Genomic DNA, 21,533 nt, shown 5'->3' on the forward strand with positions numbered 1-21,533 from the left:
CCGTCACTCAATCACGTAATCACAACGTGCTCTTCGGCACAGCCGTTCAGCTGCATCCGCCGCGGGCGTTGGGGCACAATCTCCACGCGGTGAACCGGGCGAGCGCAAACGAGGAGACAGTGACCAGCATCCAGGGAACGGACAGGCCGGACCGACTGTCCGTCAAAGAACACACGACGAACGGAATCCGTGTCGTGACGCTGGCCGGTGAGATCGACCACGATGTCACGGACGCCCTCCGTGCCATCGTGCTGCCGGCCGACGGCCAGGACCCGCCCCGAACCGCGCTGGACCTCAGCGCCGTGACCTTCATGGACTCCAGCGGAATCAACGTCCTCGTCTCCGCCCACCAGGCTGCCGCTGACGCCAACGGCTGGCTGCGCGTCGCCGGCGCGCAGGGACCCGTCCTGCGCGTCATCCAGCTCGTCGGCCTCGACTCCGTCATCGAGTGCCATCCCACCGTCGAACAGGCCCTCCACAGCTGAGCGTCCACCCGCGCCGCGAGCCGACAGCGGGTCCGGACGTCGTCCCAGCGTCGTTCCAGCGTTGTTCCGGAGATTCGCCGCGGAGCGCATGCGCGCTCGTGACGCCGGGGGTGGGCGTCAGCGGCGCAGCGACTCGATGGCCTCCTCGATCGTCGGGGAGAGGGTGAACAACTGGTCGAGTCCGACGATCTCGAAGACGTGGGTGAGATCCGCGCTGAGTCCGGCCAGGGCAAGAGGGGATCCGGCGGCCGCGGCCCGCTGGTACGCGGTGACCAGGACGGTGAGGCCCGTGGAGTCGCAGTAGGTGAGCCCGCTCAGATCGATCACTGTGCCGTCGGCCGTGAAGGCGGCTTCGTCGACCGCAGCGCGCAGTTCCGTGGCGGTGTGGTAGTCGAGTTCACCGGTTGCCGTGAGCACGGTGACCCCGGAGGAATGAGCCTTGGAGGCGGCGGTAAGGGTGCGCTGGGTCACTGAAGCTCCTGGGCGGTCGGTTCATTGCGGGGAGGCGGGACGGAGAGGGCCAATAGTGCCGTGTCATCGGTGACACCTGCGCCGAGGCCACCAAGAAGCTCATCGATGGCGGTCAGCAGGGCACCGGAACCCCGAGGGCGGATCGCGGAGAGATGGGCGACCAGTCCCGCTTCCCCGAGCATGGCCCGCGTCTCGGTGCGTGCCTCGGTCAGGCCGTCCGTGTACAGCAGCAGCGTCTCGCCGGCGGCGAGTCGCAGGGTGGCCGTCACGAAGTGCGGGTCGGGAAGGAGACCGATGAGCTGGCCTCCCTTGGTGGAGATGGGACGGACGGCCCCGTCCGCGCGCAGGGCGAGCGCCGGCGGGTGGCCTCCGCCGGCCAGCGTGACGGCGAAGGACCCGTCCGACTCCGGCTGGAGAACTCCGAATACTGCGGTGCAGTAACGGGGATCATCACCTTGGTATTCGCCCTTGAGGACGGTGTCGAGATTCGCCAGTACCGCGCACGGATCGGGGTCGTATATGGCCGCGGCACGCAGTGTATATCGGGCCAGGGATGTCAAGGCGGCGGCTTCGGCGCCCTTTCCGCACACGTCCCCCAGAAAGAAGCCCCAGCGTCCGTCGTTGAGGGGGAAGAGGTCGTAGAAATCTCCTCCGACCTCGTCCGGAGACGCGTTGTGGTACGAGGCGGCGACCCCGAGCCCGGGAACTTCCGGCAGGGCGGGCGGGAGCAGCGTGCGCTGGAGGGTGCGGGCCAGGCGTTCGGCGTCCCTGCGCATGCGGCGCTCGGTCGCGACGGTGCCGCTCACCGACAGCCGCAGCTCGAGTTCGTCCACCAGCAGGGTGGACAGGTCCTCGAGAGCGCTCATCTGCCGGTCGGTGGCCTTCCTGGGCCGGGTGTCCAGCACCTGGATGCTGCCCAGCCGTTCGCCGCCCGCGGTGACGACGGGAGCGGCGACGCAGAATCGTATGCCCGGCTCACCGTGGGTCGGCCGACCGATCACCGTACGGGCACCGGTGGACGTGTCACCGGCTGTGGCGGAGTTGTCGGGGAGGAGCGTGCGGGTCCACGGCTCCGGGGCGCTGCCGGGGTCGGCCACCAGGTCCGATCCGTGCGTCGTCCGGAACCACGCACCGTCGGTGCCGGCGACCGCCACCGTCGCCAGGGGCGCGTCGAAGAGGGCGGCGGCCAGCGAGGCGACCCGGCTGAGGATGCTGTCGACGGCGGCTGCTTCCAGGCCGCCGTAGCGCTGCGTGACGTCCGGGCGCCTGGCCTCGCCCCTCAGCGAGGTCATCGCTCGAGGAGACTGGGCGTCGTCCTGCACAGCCACCGCCGACTCCTGTTCGTCCCCCCACGCCCATGGTGAGAGTGGCTGTCCTATCCTACGGATTGCGCCACCGCACCACGGCCGTGGTCGCGACTTCCGGGGGACGCCGAGCGGGCGGGCGGGGCGAGGGCGGCGCGGGCGTGAGGGTTCTTTGGACGTGTACCGCGCTTGACGGTGTCGGCAGACAGGAACGAGGGGATGTCGAGTGGGCACCGAGAGGCCCGGGCCTGAGGCACGACCGGCGACGGGGATCGATGTCTTCGCCGCCGACAGCGAGGTCGGCCGCGATCTCGCCTCGGTGGACTGGGAGGCGACGCCGCTCGGATCACCGTCCGGCTGGCCGCAGAGCCTGCAGACGGCGGTGAGCATTCTCCTGTCCTCACGGTTCCCCATGTGGATGGCGTGGGGCCCGGAGCTGACGTTCTTCTGCAACGCCGCCTACCGGAGCGACACCCTGGGCGGGAAGTACCCGTGGGCCCTTGGGCGGTCGGCGCGCGAGGTGTGGGCGGAGATCTGGCCGGACATCGGCCCGCGGATCGACACGGTGATGACCACGAGCCGGGCGACCTGGGACGAGGCGCTCCTGCTGTTCGTGGAGCGCTCGGGTTTCCCCGAGGAGTCGTACCACACCTTCTCCTACAGCCCCCTGCACAATGACGACGGCCGCGTGGTCGGCATGCTGTGCGTGGTCAGTGAGGACACGGAGCGGGTCATCGGCGAGCGGCGGATGGCCACACTGCGCGATCTCGGATCCGATCCCAGCGTGGTGCGTACCGAGCAGGAGATGCTGGCTTTCGCCGCCCGACAGCTGGAACACAATCCGCAGGACCTTCCCTTCACGCTGACGTACGTCTTCGAGGAGGACGGCTCCGCCCGGCTGGCGGCCTCGACCGGAGTGAGCCCGGGAGATCCCGTGGCTCCGCGGACGCTGCCCGCCGACGGCGCTCGGACGGTGTGGCCCGTCACCGAGTTGCTCCAGGGCGAAGCGGTGCTGATGGATCTCGATGGCGTCCCGTCCTCGGAGCTGCCCGCCGGAAGCTGGCAGGAGCCCCCGACTCAGGCCCTGGTGGTGCCGCTGTTGCAGCCCGGCAGCGCTCCCTACGGATTCCTCGTGTCGGCGCTGAACCGCTACCGGCCGCTGGACGGCGGTTACCGGGGTTTCGTCGAGCTGGCCGCGGGTCACATCGCGGCGGGTATCGCCAGCGCGCGCAGCTACCAGGCGCAGCAGCGGCGGGCGGAAGTGCTCGCGGAGCTGGACCGGGCCAAGACCACGTTCTTCTCCAACATCAGCCACGAGTTCCGCACCCCGCTCACCCTGATCATGGGCCCGGTGCAGGAACTGCGCGGCAGGCTGGCCGAGTCGGACCCACAGGTGCGGGAGGAACTGGAGGTCATCCACCGCAACGGGCTGCGGCTCGGCAAGCTGGTCAACAGTCTGCTGGACTTCTCGCGCATCGAGGCCGGCCGGATGCAGGCCCAGTACGAGCCGGTGGATCTGGCCTCGCTCACCAGCGAGCTCTCCAGCGTCTTCCGCTCGGCCGTCGAGAAGGCGGGGCTGACCTTCACGGTCGACTGCCCGACGCTCGACAGCCCGGTGTACGTCGACCGCGGGCTGTGGGAGAAGGTGATCCTCAACCTCCTGAGCAACGCCCTGAAGTTCACCTTCAGCGGTTCCATCGGTGTGGCGCTGCGCAGCGACGGCCGTGAGGCGGTGGTGACCGTCACGGACACCGGTATCGGTGTCCCGGCCCATGAGATGCCGCGCCTGTTCGAACGTTTCCACCGTATCGAGAACGCCCGGTCCCGCTCCGACGAGGGCAGCGGTATCGGTCTCGCCCTCGTACAGGAACTCGTCACCCTGCACGGGGGCACGATCACCGCGTCCAGCGCCGAGGGCGAGGGCACCCGCTTCACCGTCCGTCTGCCCTTCGGTACCACGCATCTGCCGCCCGACAGTCTCGTCTCCGGCACACAACGGGACGCGATACCCGCCGCGGCCGCACCGTACGTGGAGGAAGCCCTGCGCTGGCTGCCCGGGGAGCGGACGGACGCGGTCCCCCAGGGTGTGAAGGACCCGTCGGTCGACACGTCCTCCGCCGGACCGGTCGCGGCCGCCAGGGTTCTGGTCGCCGACGACAACGCCGACATGCGCGAGTACCTCACCAGGCTGCTGACCGGGGCCGGCTACGAAGTCGCCACGGTCGCCGACGGCGTGGAGGCACTGGAGGCCGTACGCGCACTGCCACCGGATCTCGTCGTCAGCGACGTGATGATGCCCCGCATGGACGGACTCGCCCTGGTCACGGCACTGCGCGCCGAGGCGCGGACCGCGGCCGTCCCCGTCCTGCTGCTGTCCGCCCGCGCGGGCGAGGAAGCGTCCATCGAGGGACTGCAGGCAGGAGCCGACGACTATCTGGTCAAGCCCTTCGCCGCGGCCGAACTGCTGGCCCGGGTGCGCGGCAACCTGGACCTCTCGCGGCTGCGCAACCACCATGCCCGCTGGCGCACCGCGCTCGTCGATTCCCTGCAGGAGGCGTTCTTCGTCTGCGACGAGGACGGCGCGGTCATCGAGATCAACACCGCGTTCAGCGACATCCTCGGATACGGGCCCGAGGGTCTGCCCTACGCGCCCGTCCACCCCTGGTGGCCGGACGCCGAAGCGGACGCCGACGCCCACCAGCAGGTCGCCGAGGCCTTCTCCGGTCTGCTGGCCGCGAGCCGGGGCAGCTACACCATCCCCGTCACGCACCGCGACGGACACCGGCTGTGGGTGAGTGCCTCCTTCAACCAGGCACAGGACCCCGACACCGGACGCACCGTCACCGTGGGAACGTTCCGGGACGTCACCGCGGAGCACTACGCGATCCAGCGAGAGACCGCTCTGGCCGCCCTCAGCATGCGTCTTTCCCAGGCCACCAGCCTTCCTCAGGCCCTGGCGGGAGCCCTGGAGGAGTTCGGGACCCTGTGGCGCGCCCAGCGCGTCGTCGCCGTCGTGTTCTCCGCGGACCAGGGGCCGCAACTGACCGGCTCGGACACATCATTGACCTGGAGCGCACTGGACGAGGATCGGCGTGCGGCGCTGACCGCGCTGCGGGACGGCCCGACGCTGACACCGCGCGCCGATGCCACCGGGGCCGGCATCACCCTGGAACACCCTGACGGTCCGCTGGTCATCTGGCTCGACCTGCACCAGAACCGGCCGTTCACGGACCAGGACCAACTCCTGCTGTCACTGCTCGGCGGCCACCTGTCCCAGAGCCTCGCCCGCGCCCACCAGATCGATCAGCAGCGGGAAACCGCGCTGGCTCTGCAACGAGCCATCCTCGGCCCGTCCAAGCTGCCCGAGGGCTTCGCCGTCCGCTACGAGCCCGCCGCCCGCCCCCTGGAGGTAGGAGGCGACTGGTACGACACCATCGCCCTGCCCAACGGACGGATCGGCATCGTGGTCGGCGACTGTGTGGGCCGTGGTCTGGAAGCCGCCACCGTGATGGGTCAACTGCGCAGCGCCTGCCGGGCCCTGCTGCTCCAGGACTCGGATCCCGGCCGGACACTGATGGCACTGGACCACTTCGCGGCCGGCGTACAGGGTGCCCTGTGCACCACCGTCTTCTGCGGAGTGCTGGACCCGGAGACCGGTCACCTCACCTACTCCAGCGCCGGACATCCGCCCGGCATCCTGGCCCACCCCGACGGCACCACCCAACTCCTCGACGGCGGCCGGTACGCTCCGCTCGCCGTACGCCCCGGGGCCCAGCGGCCGCAGGCCGAATGCACCGTGCCCGCCCGCGCCACCCTGCTGCTGTACACCGACGGCCTCGTCGAACGCCGGCGGCGCCCGCTGACCACCGGCATCGACCAGGCGGGAGAAGCCGTCCAGGACGGCCGGGAGACCGCGGTCGACGAGCTGGCCACCCAGGTCATGACACGCCTCGCCCCGGCGAACGGCTACGACGACGACGTAGCTCTGCTGCTCTACCGTCACCCCGCTCCCCTGGAGCTGACGTTCCCGGCCGAGTCGGAGCAACTCGCGCCGGTGCGCAAGGCCTTGCGCACCTGGTTGGCCAAGTGCGACCTCCCGCCCCACACGGCGCAGAGGGTGCTGGTCGCCGCGGGGGAAGCCTGCGCGAACGCCATTGAGCACGGTCACCGTCACGCTCCCGGGCAGACCGTGCGGTTGCGCGCCGAAGCCCTCGTGGGCGACCTGCGGCTGACCGTCGCCGACACCGGACGTTGGAAGACCCCCCAACCCGAGGCCAACGCGCACCGCGGCCGTGGAGTGGCCCTGATGCGAGCGATGATGCAGCAGGTCACCATCACCCCTGGACCAGTCGGCACCACCGTCGACATGCACACGAGGATCTCCTGATGACCACACCCCTCACTCTCACCCCAGGGCACCGGCCGGACGGAACCGCGTTCCTCAAGGCCACCGGTGAGATCGACATGAGCAACACCGACGCGCTCGCCTCCGCGCTGGAGAACATGCCGGGGCGCGTCGTCATCGACCTCACCGAGATCGACTATCTCGACAGCGCCGGGCTGAGCGTTCTGTTCGCCCACGCGGACCGCATCGAGCTCATCACCGCCCCGCTGCTCACTCCCGTCCTGATGTTCTCCGGTCTCGCCGACCTCACCACCGTCCAGGAGGCGTGACCTCGTCCGGCAGCGTGGACGGCGGGCGCCGCTCAGGCGTGCGCGCGAGCGGTGAGACGCGGTCCCGGTGTCACGGCCGCTTCGTGCGCAGGCGCAGGTCGACCTCCTTCTCCTGGTCTCCCGACGCCGTGCCCTCCTCGTCCACGGCGAAGGCGGCTCTCAGGGCTTCGCAGAGCTGGTCCACGGCGACGTAGCCGCCCTGCAGGGTGGCGGTGAGCGAACCCTCCAGCCGGGTCGGCCCGGTGGGTATGCGCTCCTGCGTCGGGACGAACTGCGCGGTCCATACGGCAGGGTGGTCCCCCGGCTGCTCCTGGGGCACGGCGTCCGCGGGCCGGTCGACGGGGAACGCCGTCCGCAGGACGTCGAAGACGGTGGCCGCGTCCTCCTTGGACGCTCCGGAGAGGGACACAGTGACCATCGGGGTCACACTCCTTTCTGCTGAGGGTCGACGACGCGCTTCGGGTCCTCGGCGGAGGCGCCGGCCGCCGCGAAGACCCCGTGGCGGCTGCACCCGCCGGAACTCCCGCCGCGCGCGGGGCGGTCACGCCGGCGGTTCGTCGGGCACGGGGTGCGCCGGTCGTCCGCTGCCCGACTGCGGCGCGCCCCTGCGGCCCGTACCGGCCTCGTCCGTATCGGGAATCTCGGGATCGGGCTCCTGGTCGGCGGCGTCCCGGGGCGGGACACCGACGACGTCCCAGGGGTCCTCGTCGGAGGTGGCCTGCTGATCGGGCAGGTCCCTGGGTATCGGCTTCGGTGACGCTCCCCCACTGTTCCCGGGGGCTTCCACACGGCGTTCACTCATGACGTTCTCACTTCCTGGCGCGGGGACGGCATGGGACGCAGGTACCCCTGCGGCGGGCGATGATGCCGCGACCGGGTCGCCTCGGGGCTGGTCAGCCGCTCGGCGGCCCGGACGCCGTCCGCACCCTGGCGGTGTGCCGGCCGGAGGCGTCCGGTGTCCGGGACGGCCGCCGCGAGCTCGTCGCGGGCGGGCGGCACGGTTCGTCACCCCTGCGGCCACCGCGCGATATGCCCGGGGCAACAGCGTGGACCAGCGCGTCACCCGGGTCTTCGGCCTGAAGTGACCCCCACGGGGGGGGCGACAGGTCGCCGCTGCCTTGATCGGCGCAAAGCAACACGTTCAGACACGACCATGGGCCAGGCAAAAAGAAAAGCGACAAATATTGACGCTATCAACCAGCGCGCGTAGCTTCCGACGCAGTCGCCAGGCAGCGTGAACTCAGCTGCCCCGAGGGCGAGTTGTAGCTCCATCCCCCCATTGGGAGCACCTATGCGCAGAAGAAGATCTGCCACCTCGCGTCTCCACCCCCGGCACCCGGCCGGCCCCGCTCGCCGACTCGCACAGGCCCTGATGTCCGTCGCCGCCGCCATCGGCCTGCTGGTCACCGCCCTGGTCGGCCTCCCCGGCGTCGCCCAGGCGGCGGGATCACAGCCCTGCGACATCTACGCCGGTGCCGGCACGCCGTGCGTCGCCGCCCACAGCACCACCCGCGCGCTGTCCTCCGCGTACAGCGGACCGCTCTACCAGGTCACCCGCGCCTCCGACGGCGCGAGCACCGACATCGGGCTCCTGTCGGCCGGGGGTTACGCCAACGCCGGTCAGCAGGACACCTTCTGCGCGAACACCACGTGCAGCATCTCCAAGGTGTACGACCAGACCTCCCGCCACAACGACCTCTTTCCCGGCCCCGCGGGCACGGCCGGGATGGGCGCCGACCGGGGCGCGGACGCGAGTGAGCTGTCGGTCACCGCGGGAGGCCACAAGGTGTACGGGATCTGGATCTCCCCCGGCGTCGGCTACCGCTCGCACGGTGCCGCGTCGGGCGTCGCCGTCAACGGGCAGCCGGAGGGCGCGTACATGGTCGCCAGCGGCACCCACGTCGGCTCCGCCTGCTGCTTCGACTACGGGAACGCGGAGTCCACACCCGCGGACACGGGCAACGGCCACATGGACGCCGTATCCATCGCCACCACCTGCTACTTCGCCCCGTGCAGCGGCTCCGGACCGTGGGTCGAAGCCGACCTGGAGAACGGGATGTTCCAGGGCGACAACGGCTCCAACACCGCGAACAAGGGCAACAACAGCACGTACGTGACGGCGGTCCTCAAGAACAACGGTCAGACCACCTACGCCTTGAAGGGAGGCAATTCCCAGTCCGGCGGCCTGACGACATGGTGGGACGGGGCCCTGCCCTCGCGGGGCGGATACCGGCCGATGCAGCAGGAGGGCGGCATCATCCTGGGCACGGGCGGCGACAACAGCAACTGGAACATGGGGTCCTTCTTCGAGGGCGTCATGGTCGCCGGTTATCCCACCGACGCCGCCGAGAACGCCGTGCAGGCGAACATCGTCTCCGTCGGCTACTCGGGCCAGACCAGCGTCCCGAACGGCCCGCAGGGCACCATCACCGGCCCGGGCAGCCAGTGCGTCGACGTCAGCGCGGACGACACCGGCGTGAACGGTGCCGCCGTCGGCCTGTGGAACTGCCAGTCGTACGCCGAGGACCAGCACTGGACGCACAACGCCAACGGATCCCTCGGCACCATCGGCCGCTGCCTCGACATCATCGGCAACGGCACCGCCAACGGCACCCAGGTCGAGCTGTGGGACTGCAACGGGGTCGGCGGGCAGAAGTGGGTGCAGCGTGCCGACGGCTCGCTGTTCAACCCGCAGTCGGGCCGCTGCCTCGACTCTCCGGACGGCGCCACCGCCAACGGCACCCGCCTGCGCATCTGGGACTGCAACGGGTCCGCCGCCCAGAAGTTCGCCGTCAACGGCGGCGCTCCCGTGGCGGGACCTGGCGGCACCTGCGCCGACGTGGCCGGGGACGACAACGGGTCCAACGCCACCGCCGTACAGCTGTGGGGCTGCCAGTCGTACGCGGTCGACCAGCACTGGTTCCACAGTTCGGACGGCCGGCTGCACACCCTGGGCCGCTGCCTCGACATCAACGGCAACGCAACCGCCAACGGCACCCAGGTCGAGCTCTGGGACTGCAACGGAGCCGGTGGTCAGATCTGGCAGCAACAGGCCGACGGCTCGCTCCTCAACCCGCAGTCGGGCCGCTGCCTCGACTCTCCCGACGGCGCCACCGCCAACGGCACCCGCCTGCGCATCTGGGACTGCAACGGATCCGCCGCCCAGAAGTTCGCACTGGGCTGAGCGGCGGTCGGTGCACCTGCTCCTCGCACGAAATCGGGCGCCCGGCCGGAGGGAACGGTCCGGCCGGGCGACCCGGCGGGACCAGCCGGGAGCAACTGACCGTTCGCATGCCAAACACCTGCCCCGCATGGCCCGCATTCCCTTCGTCGCACCACCGCCATTTGTCAGTAGACGATCGGTCGTCTACTGTCTGGTTGACCGTTATACCAAGCTGTCGCGGTTCGGGCGTGACCCTTCCCGTCAGGATCCCCGTCAGGCGGGACCGCGCCCCGGCCGTCCGATTCCGCGCACGCGCCGCCTGCGCGGACAACACAGGAGATGCCACCCATGCGTGTCGAGATCTGGACCGATATCGCCTGCCCCTGGTGCTACGTCGGCCGTGCCCGTTTCGGCCAGGGGCTCGCCGCCTTCACGCACCGCGATCAGGTGGAGGTGGTGCACCGGTCCTACGAGCTCAACCCGCGGGCCGAGAACGGTGCCGTGCCGATCATCGAAGCGGTCGCGGCCCAGTACGGGCGCACTCGTGAGCAACAGATCGCCCGGGAGGAGCAGGCCGCGGACATGGCGAGGTCCGTGGGACTGGAATTCCGCGTCGGCGGACGGGTCTTCGGGAACACCTTCGACGTGCACCGGCTCCTCCACTTCGCCAAGACCCGTGGCGTCCAGGACGAGTTGACGGATCTCGCCTTCCGGGCGAACTTCGCGGAGGAGCGCTCGATCTACGACACGGAGACTCTGGTGGACCTGGCCGTCGAGGTCGGGCTGAGCGAGGCGGAAGCACGGGCGGTGCTCGGCGACCCGGACGCGTACGCCGAAGAGGTACGAGCCGACGAACGCCTGGCCGCCGACCTCGGCGCCGGCGGAGTGCCCTTCTTCGTGCTGGACCGGCGCTACGGCGTCAGCGGCGTCCAGTCGCCCGAGGGGTTCACCCGGGCGCTGGAGCAGGCGTGGGCGGGTCAGCCCGCGGCGCAGGGGTCCTGACCGAAGCGCGATGCCGCGACGGAACCCACCCCTCCGCCGGTCGCGGTTTCATGGAGCGCCCTCATGAAGCGCCCTCATGGATCAGGAGCCCGGGCCGGGGCGCGAGCAGCCGGGTCAGCAGTGGCAGGGCCTCCGCCGCGCTGTGCGCCCGCGCCGCGGGCAGGTGGGCGACGTCGGCCGGCAGTGTCATGCCCCCGCGCGGGACGGCCAGGACGTACATGCCGGCGGCTGCCGCCGACCGGATGCCGTTCGGCGAGTCCTCGACCGCCAGACAACCGGACGGCGGGACGCCGACCTCGGCCGCCGCGCGCAGATACGGATCCGGCGCCGGTTTGACCCGGACCACGTCCTCGCCGCACACGACGGCGCGCAGCACCGCCAGCAGGCCCAGCCCTTCGAGCGCCGCCAGGACGAAGCTGCGGGGACTGGCGGTGGCCACGCCGACCGGCCCGTGGCGTTCGGCTTCGAGGACCAGCTCCACCGCCCCGGGCAGGGCCCGCACCCGTCCCGCGGCGCATTCGTCGACCATCGCGGCCGCACAGGTCTCGACCACCTCGGCGACGCCGGCCGCACCGCCGCACAGGGCGCTGACGTACGAAGCCCAGCCGCCGTTCCCGTGCAGGGCGACGGTGTCCTCGGCGCGCCAGCGGTGACCGTGACGGGCGACGAAGTCGGCGCACACCCGCCCCCAGGCGTCCCCGGTGTCGATCAGTGTGTCGTCCAGGTCGAAGACCGTCGCTCGGAGCGCGCGGGTCACGCCGTCGCCGTGCCCGAGAGCCGCAGCCGGTGCGACAGCTGCTCGATCGAGACCAGCGTCAGACCGTGCTCGTCGGCGAAGGCGCGCAACCGGGCGGAGCCGGCGACCGAGCCGTCGTCCTCGCAGACCTCGCTGATCACCGCGACCGGCGACAGTCCGGCCATGCGCAGCAGGTCGACGCCGGCCTCGGTGTGTCCACGTCGCTCGGTGACCCCTCCTGGGCGGGCGCGCAGCGGAAACACATGCCCGGGACGGATCAGCCGGTCGGGCCGGGTGCCGGGGTCGGCCAGGGTCCGTACGGTCAGTGCCCGGTCGGCGGCGGAGATCCCCGAGCCGACCCCGACCGCGTCCACGGAAACGGTGTAGGCGGTCGTCTCGACTGCCATGTCGGATGGCGTTCCGGTGGTCGTACGGACGCCTGGAGCGGGCGGGACCATCAGGGGCAGTTCCAGCCGGTCGGCCACCTCGGGGGCCATCGGCGCGCAGATGAGCCCGCTGGTCCAGCGGACGAAGAACCCCATGGTCTCGGCGGTCGCGAACTCGGCCGCCATGACCAGGTCACCTTCGTTCTCCCGGTCCGCGTCGTCGACCACGATGACCGGCCGCCCGGCTCGTAGATCGTCGACGGCGACCGCGAGCAGGTCCAGCGACTGTCGCACCGATGCTGACGTCACAGCAATCAACCCTTCCTGGGAATCGTTCTTGCTGCGGATGCATCGGTAACCGAACAAACAAGCTTGAGAAACCTGTACGCCAACAGAACGATTCTTCAGACAAGCCGCGGTCTCCGCCCGAGGTCGTACGGGTCGGCGGAGGCGAGCGATCCCCCGGCAGGGGTCACGGGACGACGTTCAACAGCTCGGTGTTGCGGTCGCCCGCACCGCCCGCCCATCCCTCCTGGACCCCTGCCCGCATGCTGTCCACGAGGCCGGGGGCGTTGTAGGCGAGCTCCCGGTACAGCGACGCGAGGCCGACCGCCGAGAGGTCGTCGAAGTCCGGTGCCGTGCGGTGCGGGGCGGCCGACTCGACGAGGGTGGTGAACAGGGACACCGTCCCGTCCTTGTTGTCGACCAGTTCGAACAGTCGGGCGTGGTGCGGATAGTCGACGTGCGAGGCGGTGTTGACCTCCCAGAAGGAGCGGGCGGCCGTCGCGTGCGCGTGGGGGGTGATCCGGTTGACGTGGCTGTGACCGTTGATCCACGCGACCACGTTCGGGAAGCGGCTGAGCAGGGCGATGACCTCGGCGCCGTCGTGGCGCGGTTCGTCCGTACGGGCGGCGTCGGGGCGGCGGGTCATGCTCGGGCTGTGGTGGTGGCTGAAGACCAGGATGTGGGCGTCGTCGGCTCCGGGACGGCGTACGAGACGGCCGTCCGTGTCGTAGGACCGGGAGCTGTGCGCGGCCAGGGTCTGTTCCAGCCAGCGCATCTGATCGCCGCCGAGGGACCCCTCGTAGTGGCCGCTGCGATACGTCGTGTCGATGCTGATCCCGATGACGTTCTCCGCGACCTGGAACGTGTAGTACATGCGGTCGCCGTCGAGGTGGTCCGGTGTGTAGCCGTGGCCCACCGGTCCGGCACCGGCGCGGGCGGGATCGAGATGCGCGGCCAGGTACTCGTGCGGGGTGAACAGGTGGCGCCGCTCGTCCGCGGTCACGGTCCGCGCGGAGGCGGCGTGCCTGTTCAGGATCGCCGTGAGCACCTCGCTCTTGGGATCGTCGCCCGAACCGAGCGCCTTGGCGTACGCGGCCGCGTCCGCGTCGGGGACCGACAGCAGTTTGCGGGAACCGACGGCGACGTCGTCGAGCGCGGGCGACAGGCAGCCGCCGGGCAGGTCGTCGTGGTTGCCGACCGTGGAGTACCAGGGGATCCGCAGGCCCGGGCTGGTCAGGGGGCGGGTCGCCGCGTCGAGGAAACCGGGGATCAACGGCAGCCCGCGCCGCTTGTCGAAGTCGCGCAGCGCCGGGTCGCCCGGGTGCCAGTACAGCGGAAGCCCGGAGTTCTGAACGCCTTCGTACGTCTTCGGGTCCCCGGTGTTGGGGGTGATCCGGCCGCCGTTCATCAGCGTGAGGAACCACTCCAGCTCGATGGCGGAGTTGTTGTCGATGTTGTCGCCCGTGGTCATCACGAACGCCGGTGGCAGTCCCGAGTGCGGGCCGCCGCCGAGCGCGTTGACCTGCTCCACGAGCGCGACGGCGCCCGCGACGGTCAGCGCCTCCTGGGCACGCCACGCGGTCGGTGTGCGGGAGCGCAGGAATTCCGTGCGCAGCGGGTTCTGCACATCGGCGATGTGCAGGTCGGTGAACTGCACGAAGCACGCGAGCGGGGTACGCCGGTCTTCGCGCCCGGCGCGGGGTGGAGCGATCTCCTCCCGTACGACCACGGGCCAGCCCGGACCGGAGACCAGCCGCCGGTAGGTGCCGGTGCGCGGGGCTCCGCCGAGGCGGGCCGTCGTCTCCAGGGTGGTCGTCGCATGCGGCGCGGACCGTTGAACGGCGGCCCGCACGGCGGGCTCCGCGGCGCGGGGGCGGCGTTGCCGGGGCAGGAACGCTCCGGCCGATCCGGCCGCTCCGGCCGCCACCACGGCGCCCGAGGCGAGCAGAAAACGACGTCGGTTGATGGTGGACTCGGGTTCGATCCCGGTCATGGGGCAGCCCTCCGGTGCCTCCGAGTGACTCACTTAGCGGAACCACTCATTCAGGCCCCAGGGACACAGGCGTGGCATCGCGGTGAACGCCGCCGGAACAGCGGTTCCGGGCCGATCGGACGATCTTCACGCTCCGGATCACCGTTCGAGGTGTCCGTCCCGCGGTGATCGTCGACTGCGGCCGGTCGACGCGCGGGCCGTCAGTCCCCGGCCACGGTGATCAAGGTGCGGAAGGCGTCACCGAGCGGGGCACGGCCACCCCGGGCCCCAGGACAAGGGCTTGGGCACCGCGGTCGGCCCGAGCAGGTCCCCGCGCCGGGCCGGCCGCGCCCGCTCCTGGTTCTGCCGCACGGTCGCGTGGGGCCGGCACGATGGGAGCAGCTGTGTGTCCACCTCCGTATCAGCGTGCGGAGCCCGCCTTCCACTGGTCCCACGCCATGTTCCAGCCATTGAGGCCGTTGTCGGGGGCGATCGTCCGGTCGTCGGAGTTCCGGACCACGACCACGTCGCCGATGAGGGAGTTGTCGAAGAACCAGGCGCCGTCCTGGTGGGAGTCGTTGCCGCCCTTGACGTCGTTGAGTCCGACACAACCGTGGCTGATGTTGGTGTGCCCGAACACCGAGTCGGCGCCCCAGTAGTTGCCGTGGACGAACGTGCCCGAGGTGGACAGGCGCATGGCGTGCGGGACGTCGGGGATGTCGTACTGGCCGGCGAACCCGACCGTGGCTCCGTCCATCCGGGTGCTGGTCAGCTTCTCCGATATCACCATCCGGCCGTTCCACGTGGTCGAGTTCGGGGCGCCCGCCGTGATGGGCAACGTCCGCAGGGGCTTGCCGTCTCGGACGACCGTCATCCGGTGCGTGGAGGCGTCCACGGTGGAGACCTGACTGCGGCCCACGGTGAAGCGGACCGTCCTGTCCTGTTCGCCGTACGCGCCCTTGGCACCCTTGACTCCGTCGAGGCGGATTCCGACAGTGATGACGGAGTGGGCCTTCCAGTACCGTTCCGGACGGAAGTCGAGGCGCCGCGCGCCGAACCAGTGGCCGACGACGGTCTGGCCACTGCTGGAGCCGACCTCGATGGCCGACTCCACGGCCTTCCTGTCGGTGATCGCCTTGTCGAAGGTGAACGACACGGGCATCCCCACCCCGACCGTGGAACCGTCGCCCGGGGTGACCGTGGCGGTGAAGCGGTCGGACGCGGCGACCGTGGTGAACGCGATCTCCTTCGTCGCCCTGCGGCCCCCCGCTCCCGCGGCCACCACCGTCAACCGGTAGGCGGTGTCGTGGTCGAGGAGGGCATCGGGCGCCCAGGCTCTGCCACTTGAGGAGACGGCGCCGTGGACGACGCGGCCGTTCGCGGTCGCCAGGGACACCTTGGCGATCTTCCCGGCCGCGACCGTGACACGGCCACCGAGTCTGACCGAGACATGCTTCTGTCCGTCGGCGGCGTTCAGGCGTATGTGCGGGGTGTCCGCGGCCTGGGCCGCGACGGGGGACGCCTGTGCACGGTCGCTGTCGCCTCCGGGTCCGGTGCTGCAGCCGGCCAGCAGGCAGGCTGACATCGACAGGACGGCAAGGGCCGCGGCCGGCCGGGTGTGGTGCATGGGAGCTCCGTCTTTCGCGTCGGGTGGTGTGTCCCACCGAGTCCGGGAAGCCGCCCCGGTTCGGACGGCACGGTGCCGACGCGGAGCGGCGTGATGGCGCAGGACCGCGCGCGAGGAACTCACGGTCGCGGCGGGACACGGATCCAACATGACGTGCGAATATCAGGAAGTTGTCAGGCCGCGGCAGGACCCGCGGACGGCCCGCGGGAGCGGTGACGAGACCGAGGAATGCCGGCGATCACGCCGATCTCGAGATCCGCCACCGTCCGCCGGAAACAGGCCTCACCGCGACGGCTGGGGAAAGACCACCCGAAGCCTCTGGACTCGTCCGTCACGGCGGAACATGAGCCAGGCCAGGGTCGGCGGGCAGGGGTTGAGGGCGCCTATGGGGTTGGTGACATCCATCTCCCAGATGGTGATGGAGCGACTGGCCACCACATGACGCACGTGCTGGCGCACTCCGGCTTCCAGCGTCTGACGCATGACCGGGGTGGGATGGGTCCGTTCTCCCTGCGGGTTGAGGATGCCGACGAGTTCGGCCTCGGCCGGCCACAACTCGGATATCTCCCGGGGCAGGAGGCCGCGCTCGGACGCCCGCAGAGTCGCCACGGCCTCGTGCCGGCTCTCCTCGGTGAGCGAGGAAGCGTCGTCGTGCGCTTCGGTGGCGGTCGACATCAGGACCTGGGCCATCTTCGCCCTGGCCTGGTTGAGCCGGCTGCGCACCGTGCCGACCGGCACCTCGCACGCGGTGGCGATCTCCTGGTACGAGGCGATGCCGCTGAAGTGCCGCAGCATCAGCACCAGCCGGAGCTGCTGCGGCAGTTCCTCCACCGCGTCCCAGATCCAGTCACGCATCGCGTGCTGCTCGATGAACCGCTCGGGGTGAGAGGGCTCGTGGTCACGAAGGTGCACGTGGTCGAGGCCGTCCAGACCGGGGGTCTCCTTGGCCGCGCGCAGGCGCATACGGGCGGCGTTGCGTACGATCGCCCGCAGCCACGGTCCCACGGCCGCGGGGTCCCGCACGTCGCCGATGCGCCGCAGGGCGGTCAACGCGGCGTCCTGCACCGCGTCGTCCGCGTCAGGACCGTAGCCGAGCAGACTCAGCGCCACCGCCCGCATCGGCGCCTGATGACGGGCGAGCAGCAGCCCGAGAGCCGCGGTCTCGCCGGCCTGGGCCCTGCGGGTGAGGTCCTCGTCCGTGGCCGGGTTGAGGGGTTCCATGTCCAGACGCCTCCCTGACTACCTCTCACGAACCGTGTGTCCTACGAAAGATGACATCGCTCGTCCCCACTCGACGCTGCGCGCAGCGTAGACCTCGCGCACCAGGTCAAGGGGACCCGTCGCGGGGACGATACGCCGGGGCGGCTTCGCGGTGTCCACCACGGTGAGTACCGCGCCTGAGAAGGCGTGCGGGTCGGCGCACCGGGACATGGCACGCACCTTGGTACCGACGCGGAAGTCACTCCGAGCAAGTTCTTCTGCAACTGGGCGAGCTCCCTTGGCCTGGGCGTCGGACGCTTCAGGGCCGGGCGACGGGCTCCGGCAACCAGCTCCCGTGGAAGCCGGCCGGAACGGGGTACGGCAGTTCCACCACTGCTTGGACGGAAAGCTCCACCGCGTCGAGGACGAGGAGTTCTCCCGCCGCTCCGTCGTCGTCCGAGACGAGCGACAGGAGCCAGCCCTCGTCCTCGCTGGTGGCCTCGGCCGCCGGCACGAAGACCGCTTCCCCGGCATGGCTGCTGCCGGGCGTCCCGTGGACGCGGCTGGTGTGGTGCGCGAGGTCGTGTTTGGCGATGCCGTCACCGGAGACGGTGTACAGATAGCGGTTCGGGCGTCCGGTGCGGGTCTCGTTGTGGGTGGGGAACTCGGCGGCGCGGTCGTCCAGTTGGGACTCCGTGACGCGGCCGGTGGCCGGGTCCAGGGTCCAGCGGTGCAGGACGGCGGTGGCCTGGGAGTAGCCCGGTTCCATCGCCCCGACCAGGCCGCTCGGCCCCGCGGGTCCGCCGATCTCCGTCCAGACGCGCTGGAAGCCGGCCCGGTCGTAGCGCACCGCGTCCAGCACGATGTGCCCCTGCGCGTTCTCGTGAGCGTTGCCTACGTGGAAGACGTAGCAGGGATCGATGTCGTACCACCTCACCTCGGTGCAGCCGGGTGTGCGGGGCATGACCCCGAGTCGCGCGCCGTACCCCTCGTCCCATCGGTAGGGCATGCCGCCGCGCCCGGCCAGCACGGGGTCGAGGACGACGGGCAGGTCCATCCAGACGATGTGGTGCTCGGTGATGGCGAAGTCGTGCATCATCGTCGGGCCCGGTACGTCGATCGGCCGGCTGTCGAGCAACCGGCCCTCCGCGGTGACCCGGTGGTAGGTGAGGTAGGGCGGGGCGAACCCGGCGCCGAACAGGTGCAGTTCGCCGGTGGCCGGGTCCTCCTTGGGATGGGCGGTCATCGCGGTCGTCAGCCGCCCGCCGAAGTCGAACGGTCCGACGGTTTCCAGCGATTCGGAGACCCAGTAGGGAAGTCCCACTTCACACAGGGCCAGTACGGTGTCGGCGTGCCGGATCACGTGGGTGTTGGCGGGCGTCGAGGCCAGGTCGACGGTGAAGTCCTCGCGGATGAACGGGTGGCCCTCCAACTCCCTCGTGCGGATCCACCGGTTGCGATACCACTCGGCGCGCCCGCCGCGCAGCCGGATGCCGTGGAGCATGCCGGAACCGGTGAACCAGTGGCCCCTGTCCCCGCCGGGCAGCGGGTTGGGGCCGTTGCGCAGATACCGGCCGTCCAGTTCCGATGGCAGGGAGCCCCGCACGGTGAGGCCACTCGCGCTGTGTTCCTCGGGGACCGGGGCGAAGCGGCCCCGGAGGTAGGGGGGAAGCGTTGTCTCGTCGGTCATTCCGCTTTCCTTGATCGAGCCCCCGCGGATTCTGTGGCGGTCACGGAATCCGCGGGGGACGCCGAACGTCCTGGTGGCGCCGGATCGGTCGTGGGCCGGGCCGTGGGTGCCCAGTGCCGCGGCACTAGGGCGTGTTGCGGGCCGCCTCCTCGGTCAGATGGGTGACACGGTGCCCGGGTGGCCGACCATCGCCGCGTGTGAGGCACCGCGCACCTCGACGGCACGGGCGTGGGCACGCTGGTACCCGAAGCGTTCGCGAGCGGGGAGCATGGCCTTGTCCTCGGTGGCGGCGGTCGTGGTGTGCAGGACGCGCAGTCGCTGGCGGAGCTTTCTCATGCGGTGGGCCCGGAGGCGGCCTTCTTGATGAGCGCCACGACCTCACCGGGCTTGGACACGTAGACGGCGTGGCTTCCACCGGTCTCGCTCACCGTCGCGCCGGCCCGCTCGGCCATGGCGCGCTGGGCCGGCGGAGGGATCATGTGGTCGTCGGTGGCGACGAGGTAGAAGCTCGGCTTGGCGCGCCAGGCGGGCCGGCCGACCGTCCCGCCCAGGGCGTCCAGGCCCCAGGGCACTTGGGAGTCGGCCAGGAACCGGGCCTCGTCGACGGGCAGGTCCCCGGCGAAGGACGCGGCGAACTTCTCCCGGTCGAGGAAGAGAAACCCTTCCCTGGGAGGCAGGATCGGCGGCACCGGAGCTCCGGGCGGCGGGTCGGCGATGAGGGTGTTCACCGACTCCCCCTTGTCGGGCGCGAACGCCGCGACGTAGACGAGCGCCGTCACGTTCTGGTGATTGCCCGCTTCGGAGATCACCGCGCCGCCGTAGGAGTGTCCGACCAGTACGGTCGGGCCGTCCTGAGCGTCGAGCACCAGGTTGGTCGTGGCGACGTCGCCGTCGAGCGAGAGCGTGGGGTTCTGTACGACGCTCACGGTGTATCCGTCCGCGCGCAGCAGTTCGTAGACCCCCTTCCAGCCCGATCCGTCGACGAATCCGCCGTGGACGAGAACGATGTTCCTTGCTTCCGGGACGGTGCTCACGATGTGCTTGCTCCTTCGTGTGGTGAGTTCTTGGTTCCGAGGGGCTGCGGACGTCGTGCGAGGAGACGGTCTATTGGGGACGGGCCGTCACCGGTGCCTGGGCCAGCAGGCGCGCCTGGGCCCGGGCGGGGTAGACCTTGGTGAAGACGGCGGGGCCGACGAGACCGGCGACATGGGCGGCGATGCCCACCCAGGCCGGGGCGTCCACCGCGCCGCAGACGGCCAGGCTGACGCCGATGAAGGTGAAGCCGGCGCCCCAGGCACTGGTGATGTGGTTGTTGACCCGGATGAACTCCGGCATGTCCCAGTACTCACGGGGTGTCTGGCGCCGGGCGATGCCCAGGGTGAAGGGGCGCCGGATGGCCAGGGTCCCCCAGGCGGTGGCCGCCAGCCAGCCGAAGGAGACCACGTCGGTGTGGTCCGCCAGGGCCGAGTGCGGATCGGCGACGGCCAGGGCGCCGACCACCACGAAGTACACGACGGTGCTGATCTCCAGGATGAGCGCGTCCAGGCCGACCCCGCGGCGGCGGTCCTGCAACAGGAGCAGCAGCCCCGTGACGAGTCCTCCTACCGCGCCCCAGCGCCAGTCGAAGGACGAGACGACGCCGGAGACGATCCAGGGGATGAATCCGCGCAGATAACCCATTGAAATTCCTCGGTGAAATGGAATGGGCGGCTGTGGGAGGTGCTGTTCCGAAGTCGCCCGGTGACCCGACGCCGACTAGATGCGTGGCGAGCCCGGAAGTTCGAACCTTGGGGTGTGACACCCGTCACAGTCCTTCGGTCGGGTTCGACTTCGCGGCGCTGTCCCCACGCGATCCGGGCCGGCCCTGCGGCGAAGCTGTCCTGCCCGGCGGCATCCGTTCACGGGCGAGGGCGCCGGGTCGAGGCGATGGTGTCACCGCGGAACCTGAAGTCTCGTAGATTCACCCGGTGACCTACGACATCACGTTCGTGCGGGTGCGACAGGGCCTGACGCTTCACGAGACGCTCGACCACCTCCGCGCCGGCTCCGATCCCGATGCCGACCCGCCAGAGCTCCGCCTTACCGGCGCACAACGGGCCGAGTGGGGCCGCATCCTGGGCCGGGTCTCGCGGGAGATCGGATCCGTCGAGTCCGAGGAGTACCCGTACAGCTTGACCTTCGAGACGGTCGGTCCACCCGGACGCGTGCAGTTCGACTACTACGGGGACACGGCCAACATCGAGGTCGCCTACCGCCACTTGGGGCCGGCGGCACCCGACGTGATGAATCTGGTCTATCGCATCGCCCGTATCGTCGAGGAGGAGAGCGGCCTGACCGGCCACGACTTCGAGGTGGACCAACCCACCCGAACCGGCGACCCCGCCAGAGCCGCCGCCCGGCTGAGTGGCGTCTCCGACTGGGCACGGCATCACCTGAGTTAGCGTTCGCGGTCGCGTGGTCGAGGGCCGGTGTGGCGCCGCCGGGCTGCGCTTTCGGTGCGCCGGTCCGCAGTACTTCGGCGACAGGCCGCCAGACCGT

19 protein-coding genes are annotated in these 21,533 nt (G+C 70.6%); 6 read left to right on the forward strand and 13 right to left on the reverse strand.

Features of this window, described 5'->3' with window-relative positions; all coding sequences use genetic code 11:
• Positions 1-119 precede the first annotated feature (119 nt).
• On the forward strand, positions 120-485 hold the full coding sequence (locus tag OG199_RS02065) for an STAS domain-containing protein (protein ID WP_405827546.1): 366 nt from the start codon (positions 120-122) through the stop codon (positions 483-485).
• A gap of 117 nt (positions 486-602) precedes the next feature.
• Here OG199_RS02065 and OG199_RS02070 read toward each other — a convergent pair whose 3' ends face one another.
• Both OG199_RS02070 and OG199_RS02075 read right to left on the reverse strand, forming a co-directional pair.
• Complete coding sequence (locus tag OG199_RS02070) at positions 603-956, reverse strand: STAS domain-containing protein (protein WP_405827548.1); 354 nt, start codon at positions 954-956, stop codon at positions 603-605.
• The gene (locus tag OG199_RS02075; protein ID WP_356805062.1) at positions 953-2,248 is read right to left on the reverse strand and encodes a GAF domain-containing SpoIIE family protein phosphatase; all 1,296 of its coding nucleotides are present in this window, start codon (positions 2,246-2,248) and stop codon (positions 953-955) included. Before OG199_RS02075 ends, OG199_RS02070 begins: the two co-directional genes overlap by 4 nt.
• 238 nt (positions 2,249-2,486) lie before the next feature.
• On the opposite strand from OG199_RS02075, the gene OG199_RS02080 reads away from it, so the two are divergent.
• On the forward strand, positions 2,487-6,647 hold the full coding sequence (locus OG199_RS02080) for a SpoIIE family protein phosphatase (RefSeq protein ID WP_405827551.1): 4,161 nt from the start codon (positions 2,487-2,489) through the stop codon (positions 6,645-6,647).
• Positions 6,647-6,934, forward strand: coding sequence for an STAS domain-containing protein (locus OG199_RS02085; protein WP_266707146.1), 288 nt, complete (start codon positions 6,647-6,649; stop codon positions 6,932-6,934). Before OG199_RS02080 ends, OG199_RS02085 begins: the two co-directional genes overlap by 1 nt.
• Positions 6,935-7,004: 70 nt before the next feature.
• On the opposite strand, the gene OG199_RS02090 is transcribed toward OG199_RS02085, so the two are convergent.
• Together OG199_RS02090 and OG199_RS02095 are read right to left on the reverse strand one after the other, a co-directional pair.
• On the reverse strand, positions 7,005-7,352 hold the full coding sequence (locus tag OG199_RS02090) for a hypothetical protein (protein WP_356805061.1): 348 nt from the start codon (positions 7,350-7,352) through the stop codon (positions 7,005-7,007).
• A gap of 123 nt (positions 7,353-7,475) precedes the next feature.
• Complete coding sequence (locus OG199_RS02095; protein ID WP_405827553.1) at positions 7,476-7,736, reverse strand: hypothetical protein; 261 nt, start codon at positions 7,734-7,736, stop codon at positions 7,476-7,478.
• 489 nt (positions 7,737-8,225) lie between these two features.
• On the opposite strand from OG199_RS02095, the gene OG199_RS02100 reads away from it, so the two are divergent.
• Together OG199_RS02100 and OG199_RS02105 are read left to right on the forward strand one after the other, a co-directional pair.
• The gene (locus OG199_RS02100) at positions 8,226-10,118 is read left to right on the forward strand and encodes an arabinofuranosidase catalytic domain-containing protein (RefSeq protein ID WP_405827555.1); all 1,893 of its coding nucleotides are present in this window, start codon (positions 8,226-8,228) and stop codon (positions 10,116-10,118) included.
• Positions 10,119-10,445: 327 nt separating this feature from the next.
• Positions 10,446-11,099: a DsbA family oxidoreductase gene (locus tag OG199_RS02105; RefSeq protein ID WP_356805056.1), complete on the forward strand. Its 654-nt coding sequence runs from the start codon at positions 10,446-10,448 to the stop codon at positions 11,097-11,099.
• Positions 11,100-11,160: 61 nt separating this feature from the next.
• Here OG199_RS02105 and OG199_RS02110 read toward each other — a convergent pair whose 3' ends face one another.
• The 9 genes from OG199_RS02110 to OG199_RS02150 form a co-directional block, all read right to left on the reverse strand.
• Positions 11,161-11,856 carry an HAD family hydrolase gene (locus OG199_RS02110; protein ID WP_405827558.1) on the reverse strand — a complete coding sequence of 232 codons (696 nt, stop codon included), beginning with the start codon at positions 11,854-11,856 and terminating at the stop codon, positions 11,161-11,163.
• Positions 11,853-12,530, reverse strand: a complete 678-nt coding sequence (ribB, locus tag OG199_RS02115; protein ID WP_405827560.1) for a 3,4-dihydroxy-2-butanone-4-phosphate synthase — start codon at positions 12,528-12,530, stop codon at positions 11,853-11,855. Before ribB ends, OG199_RS02110 begins: the two co-directional genes overlap by 4 nt.
• Positions 12,531-12,693: 163 nt before the next feature.
• Positions 12,694-14,499 carry a TIGR03767 family metallophosphoesterase gene (locus OG199_RS02120; protein WP_405827562.1) on the reverse strand — a complete coding sequence of 602 codons (1,806 nt, stop codon included), beginning with the start codon at positions 14,497-14,499 and terminating at the stop codon, positions 12,694-12,696.
• Positions 14,500-14,899: 400 nt separating this feature from the next.
• Complete coding sequence (locus OG199_RS02125) at positions 14,900-16,105, reverse strand: Ig-like domain-containing protein (RefSeq protein WP_405827564.1); 1,206 nt, start codon at positions 16,103-16,105, stop codon at positions 14,900-14,902.
• Between the two features lie 282 nt (positions 16,106-16,387).
• On the reverse strand, positions 16,388-17,326 hold the full coding sequence (locus tag OG199_RS02130; protein WP_405827566.1) for an RNA polymerase sigma factor: 939 nt from the start codon (positions 17,324-17,326) through the stop codon (positions 16,388-16,390).
• A 298-nt stretch (positions 17,327-17,624) separates the two neighbouring features.
• Positions 17,625-18,995 carry a carotenoid oxygenase family protein gene (locus OG199_RS02135; protein WP_405827568.1) on the reverse strand — a complete coding sequence of 457 codons (1,371 nt, stop codon included), beginning with the start codon at positions 18,993-18,995 and terminating at the stop codon, positions 17,625-17,627.
• A 153-nt stretch (positions 18,996-19,148) separates the two neighbouring features.
• Positions 19,149-19,331, reverse strand: a complete 183-nt coding sequence (locus OG199_RS02140) for a hypothetical protein (protein WP_405827570.1) — start codon at positions 19,329-19,331, stop codon at positions 19,149-19,151.
• The gene (locus tag OG199_RS02145) at positions 19,328-20,029 is read right to left on the reverse strand and encodes an alpha/beta fold hydrolase (protein ID WP_401804681.1); all 702 of its coding nucleotides are present in this window, start codon (positions 20,027-20,029) and stop codon (positions 19,328-19,330) included. The genes OG199_RS02140 and OG199_RS02145 overlap by 4 nt, the downstream gene beginning before the upstream one ends.
• 70 nt (positions 20,030-20,099) lie before the next feature.
• Complete coding sequence (locus OG199_RS02150; RefSeq protein WP_356807350.1) at positions 20,100-20,675, reverse strand: hypothetical protein; 576 nt, start codon at positions 20,673-20,675, stop codon at positions 20,100-20,102.
• Positions 20,676-20,962: 287 nt separating this feature from the next.
• On the opposite strand from OG199_RS02150, the gene OG199_RS02155 reads away from it, so the two are divergent.
• Positions 20,963-21,436, forward strand: a complete 474-nt coding sequence (locus tag OG199_RS02155) for a hypothetical protein (protein WP_405827572.1) — start codon at positions 20,963-20,965, stop codon at positions 21,434-21,436.
• Positions 21,437-21,533: the final 97 nt, after the last annotated feature.

Source organism: Streptomyces sp. NBC_01176, assembly GCF_045039825.1.
Classification (GTDB): domain Bacteria; phylum Actinomycetota; class Actinomycetes; order Streptomycetales; family Streptomycetaceae; genus Streptomyces.

What these genes read in the sequence shown, in the direction of transcription:
- OG199_RS02095 (WP_405827553.1), bottom strand. Translation starts at nt 7,736, where the DNA reads ATGAGTGAACGCCGTGTGGAAGCCCCCGGGAACAGTGGGGGAGCGTCA.
- OG199_RS02105 (WP_356805056.1), top strand. Translation starts at nt 10,446, where the DNA reads ATGCGTGTCGAGATCTGGACCGATATCGCCTGCCCCTGGTGCTACGTC.
- OG199_RS02100 (WP_405827555.1), top strand. Translation starts at nt 8,226, where the DNA reads ATGCGCAGAAGAAGATCTGCCACCTCGCGTCTCCACCCCCGGCACCCG.
- OG199_RS02125 (WP_405827564.1), bottom strand. Translation starts at nt 16,105, where the DNA reads ATGCACCACACCCGGCCGGCCGCGGCCCTTGCCGTCCTGTCGATGTCA.
- OG199_RS02085 (WP_266707146.1), top strand. Translation starts at nt 6,647, where the DNA reads ATGACCACACCCCTCACTCTCACCCCAGGGCACCGGCCGGACGGAACC.
- OG199_RS02090 (WP_356805061.1), bottom strand. Translation starts at nt 7,352, where the DNA reads ATGGTCACTGTGTCCCTCTCCGGAGCGTCCAAGGAGGACGCGGCCACC.
- OG199_RS02075 (WP_356805062.1), bottom strand. Translation starts at nt 2,248, where the DNA reads ATGACCTCGCTGAGGGGCGAGGCCAGGCGCCCGGACGTCACGCAGCGC.
- OG199_RS02135 (WP_405827568.1), bottom strand. Translation starts at nt 18,995, where the DNA reads ATGACCGACGAGACAACGCTTCCCCCCTACCTCCGGGGCCGCTTCGCC.
- OG199_RS02140 (WP_405827570.1), bottom strand. Translation starts at nt 19,331, where the DNA reads ATGAGAAAGCTCCGCCAGCGACTGCGCGTCCTGCACACCACGACCGCC.
- OG199_RS02120 (WP_405827562.1), bottom strand. Translation starts at nt 14,499, where the DNA reads ATGACCGGGATCGAACCCGAGTCCACCATCAACCGACGTCGTTTTCTG.
- OG199_RS02150 (WP_356807350.1), bottom strand. Translation starts at nt 20,675, where the DNA reads ATGGGTTATCTGCGCGGATTCATCCCCTGGATCGTCTCCGGCGTCGTC.
- OG199_RS02130 (WP_405827566.1), bottom strand. Translation starts at nt 17,326, where the DNA reads ATGGAACCCCTCAACCCGGCCACGGACGAGGACCTCACCCGCAGGGCC.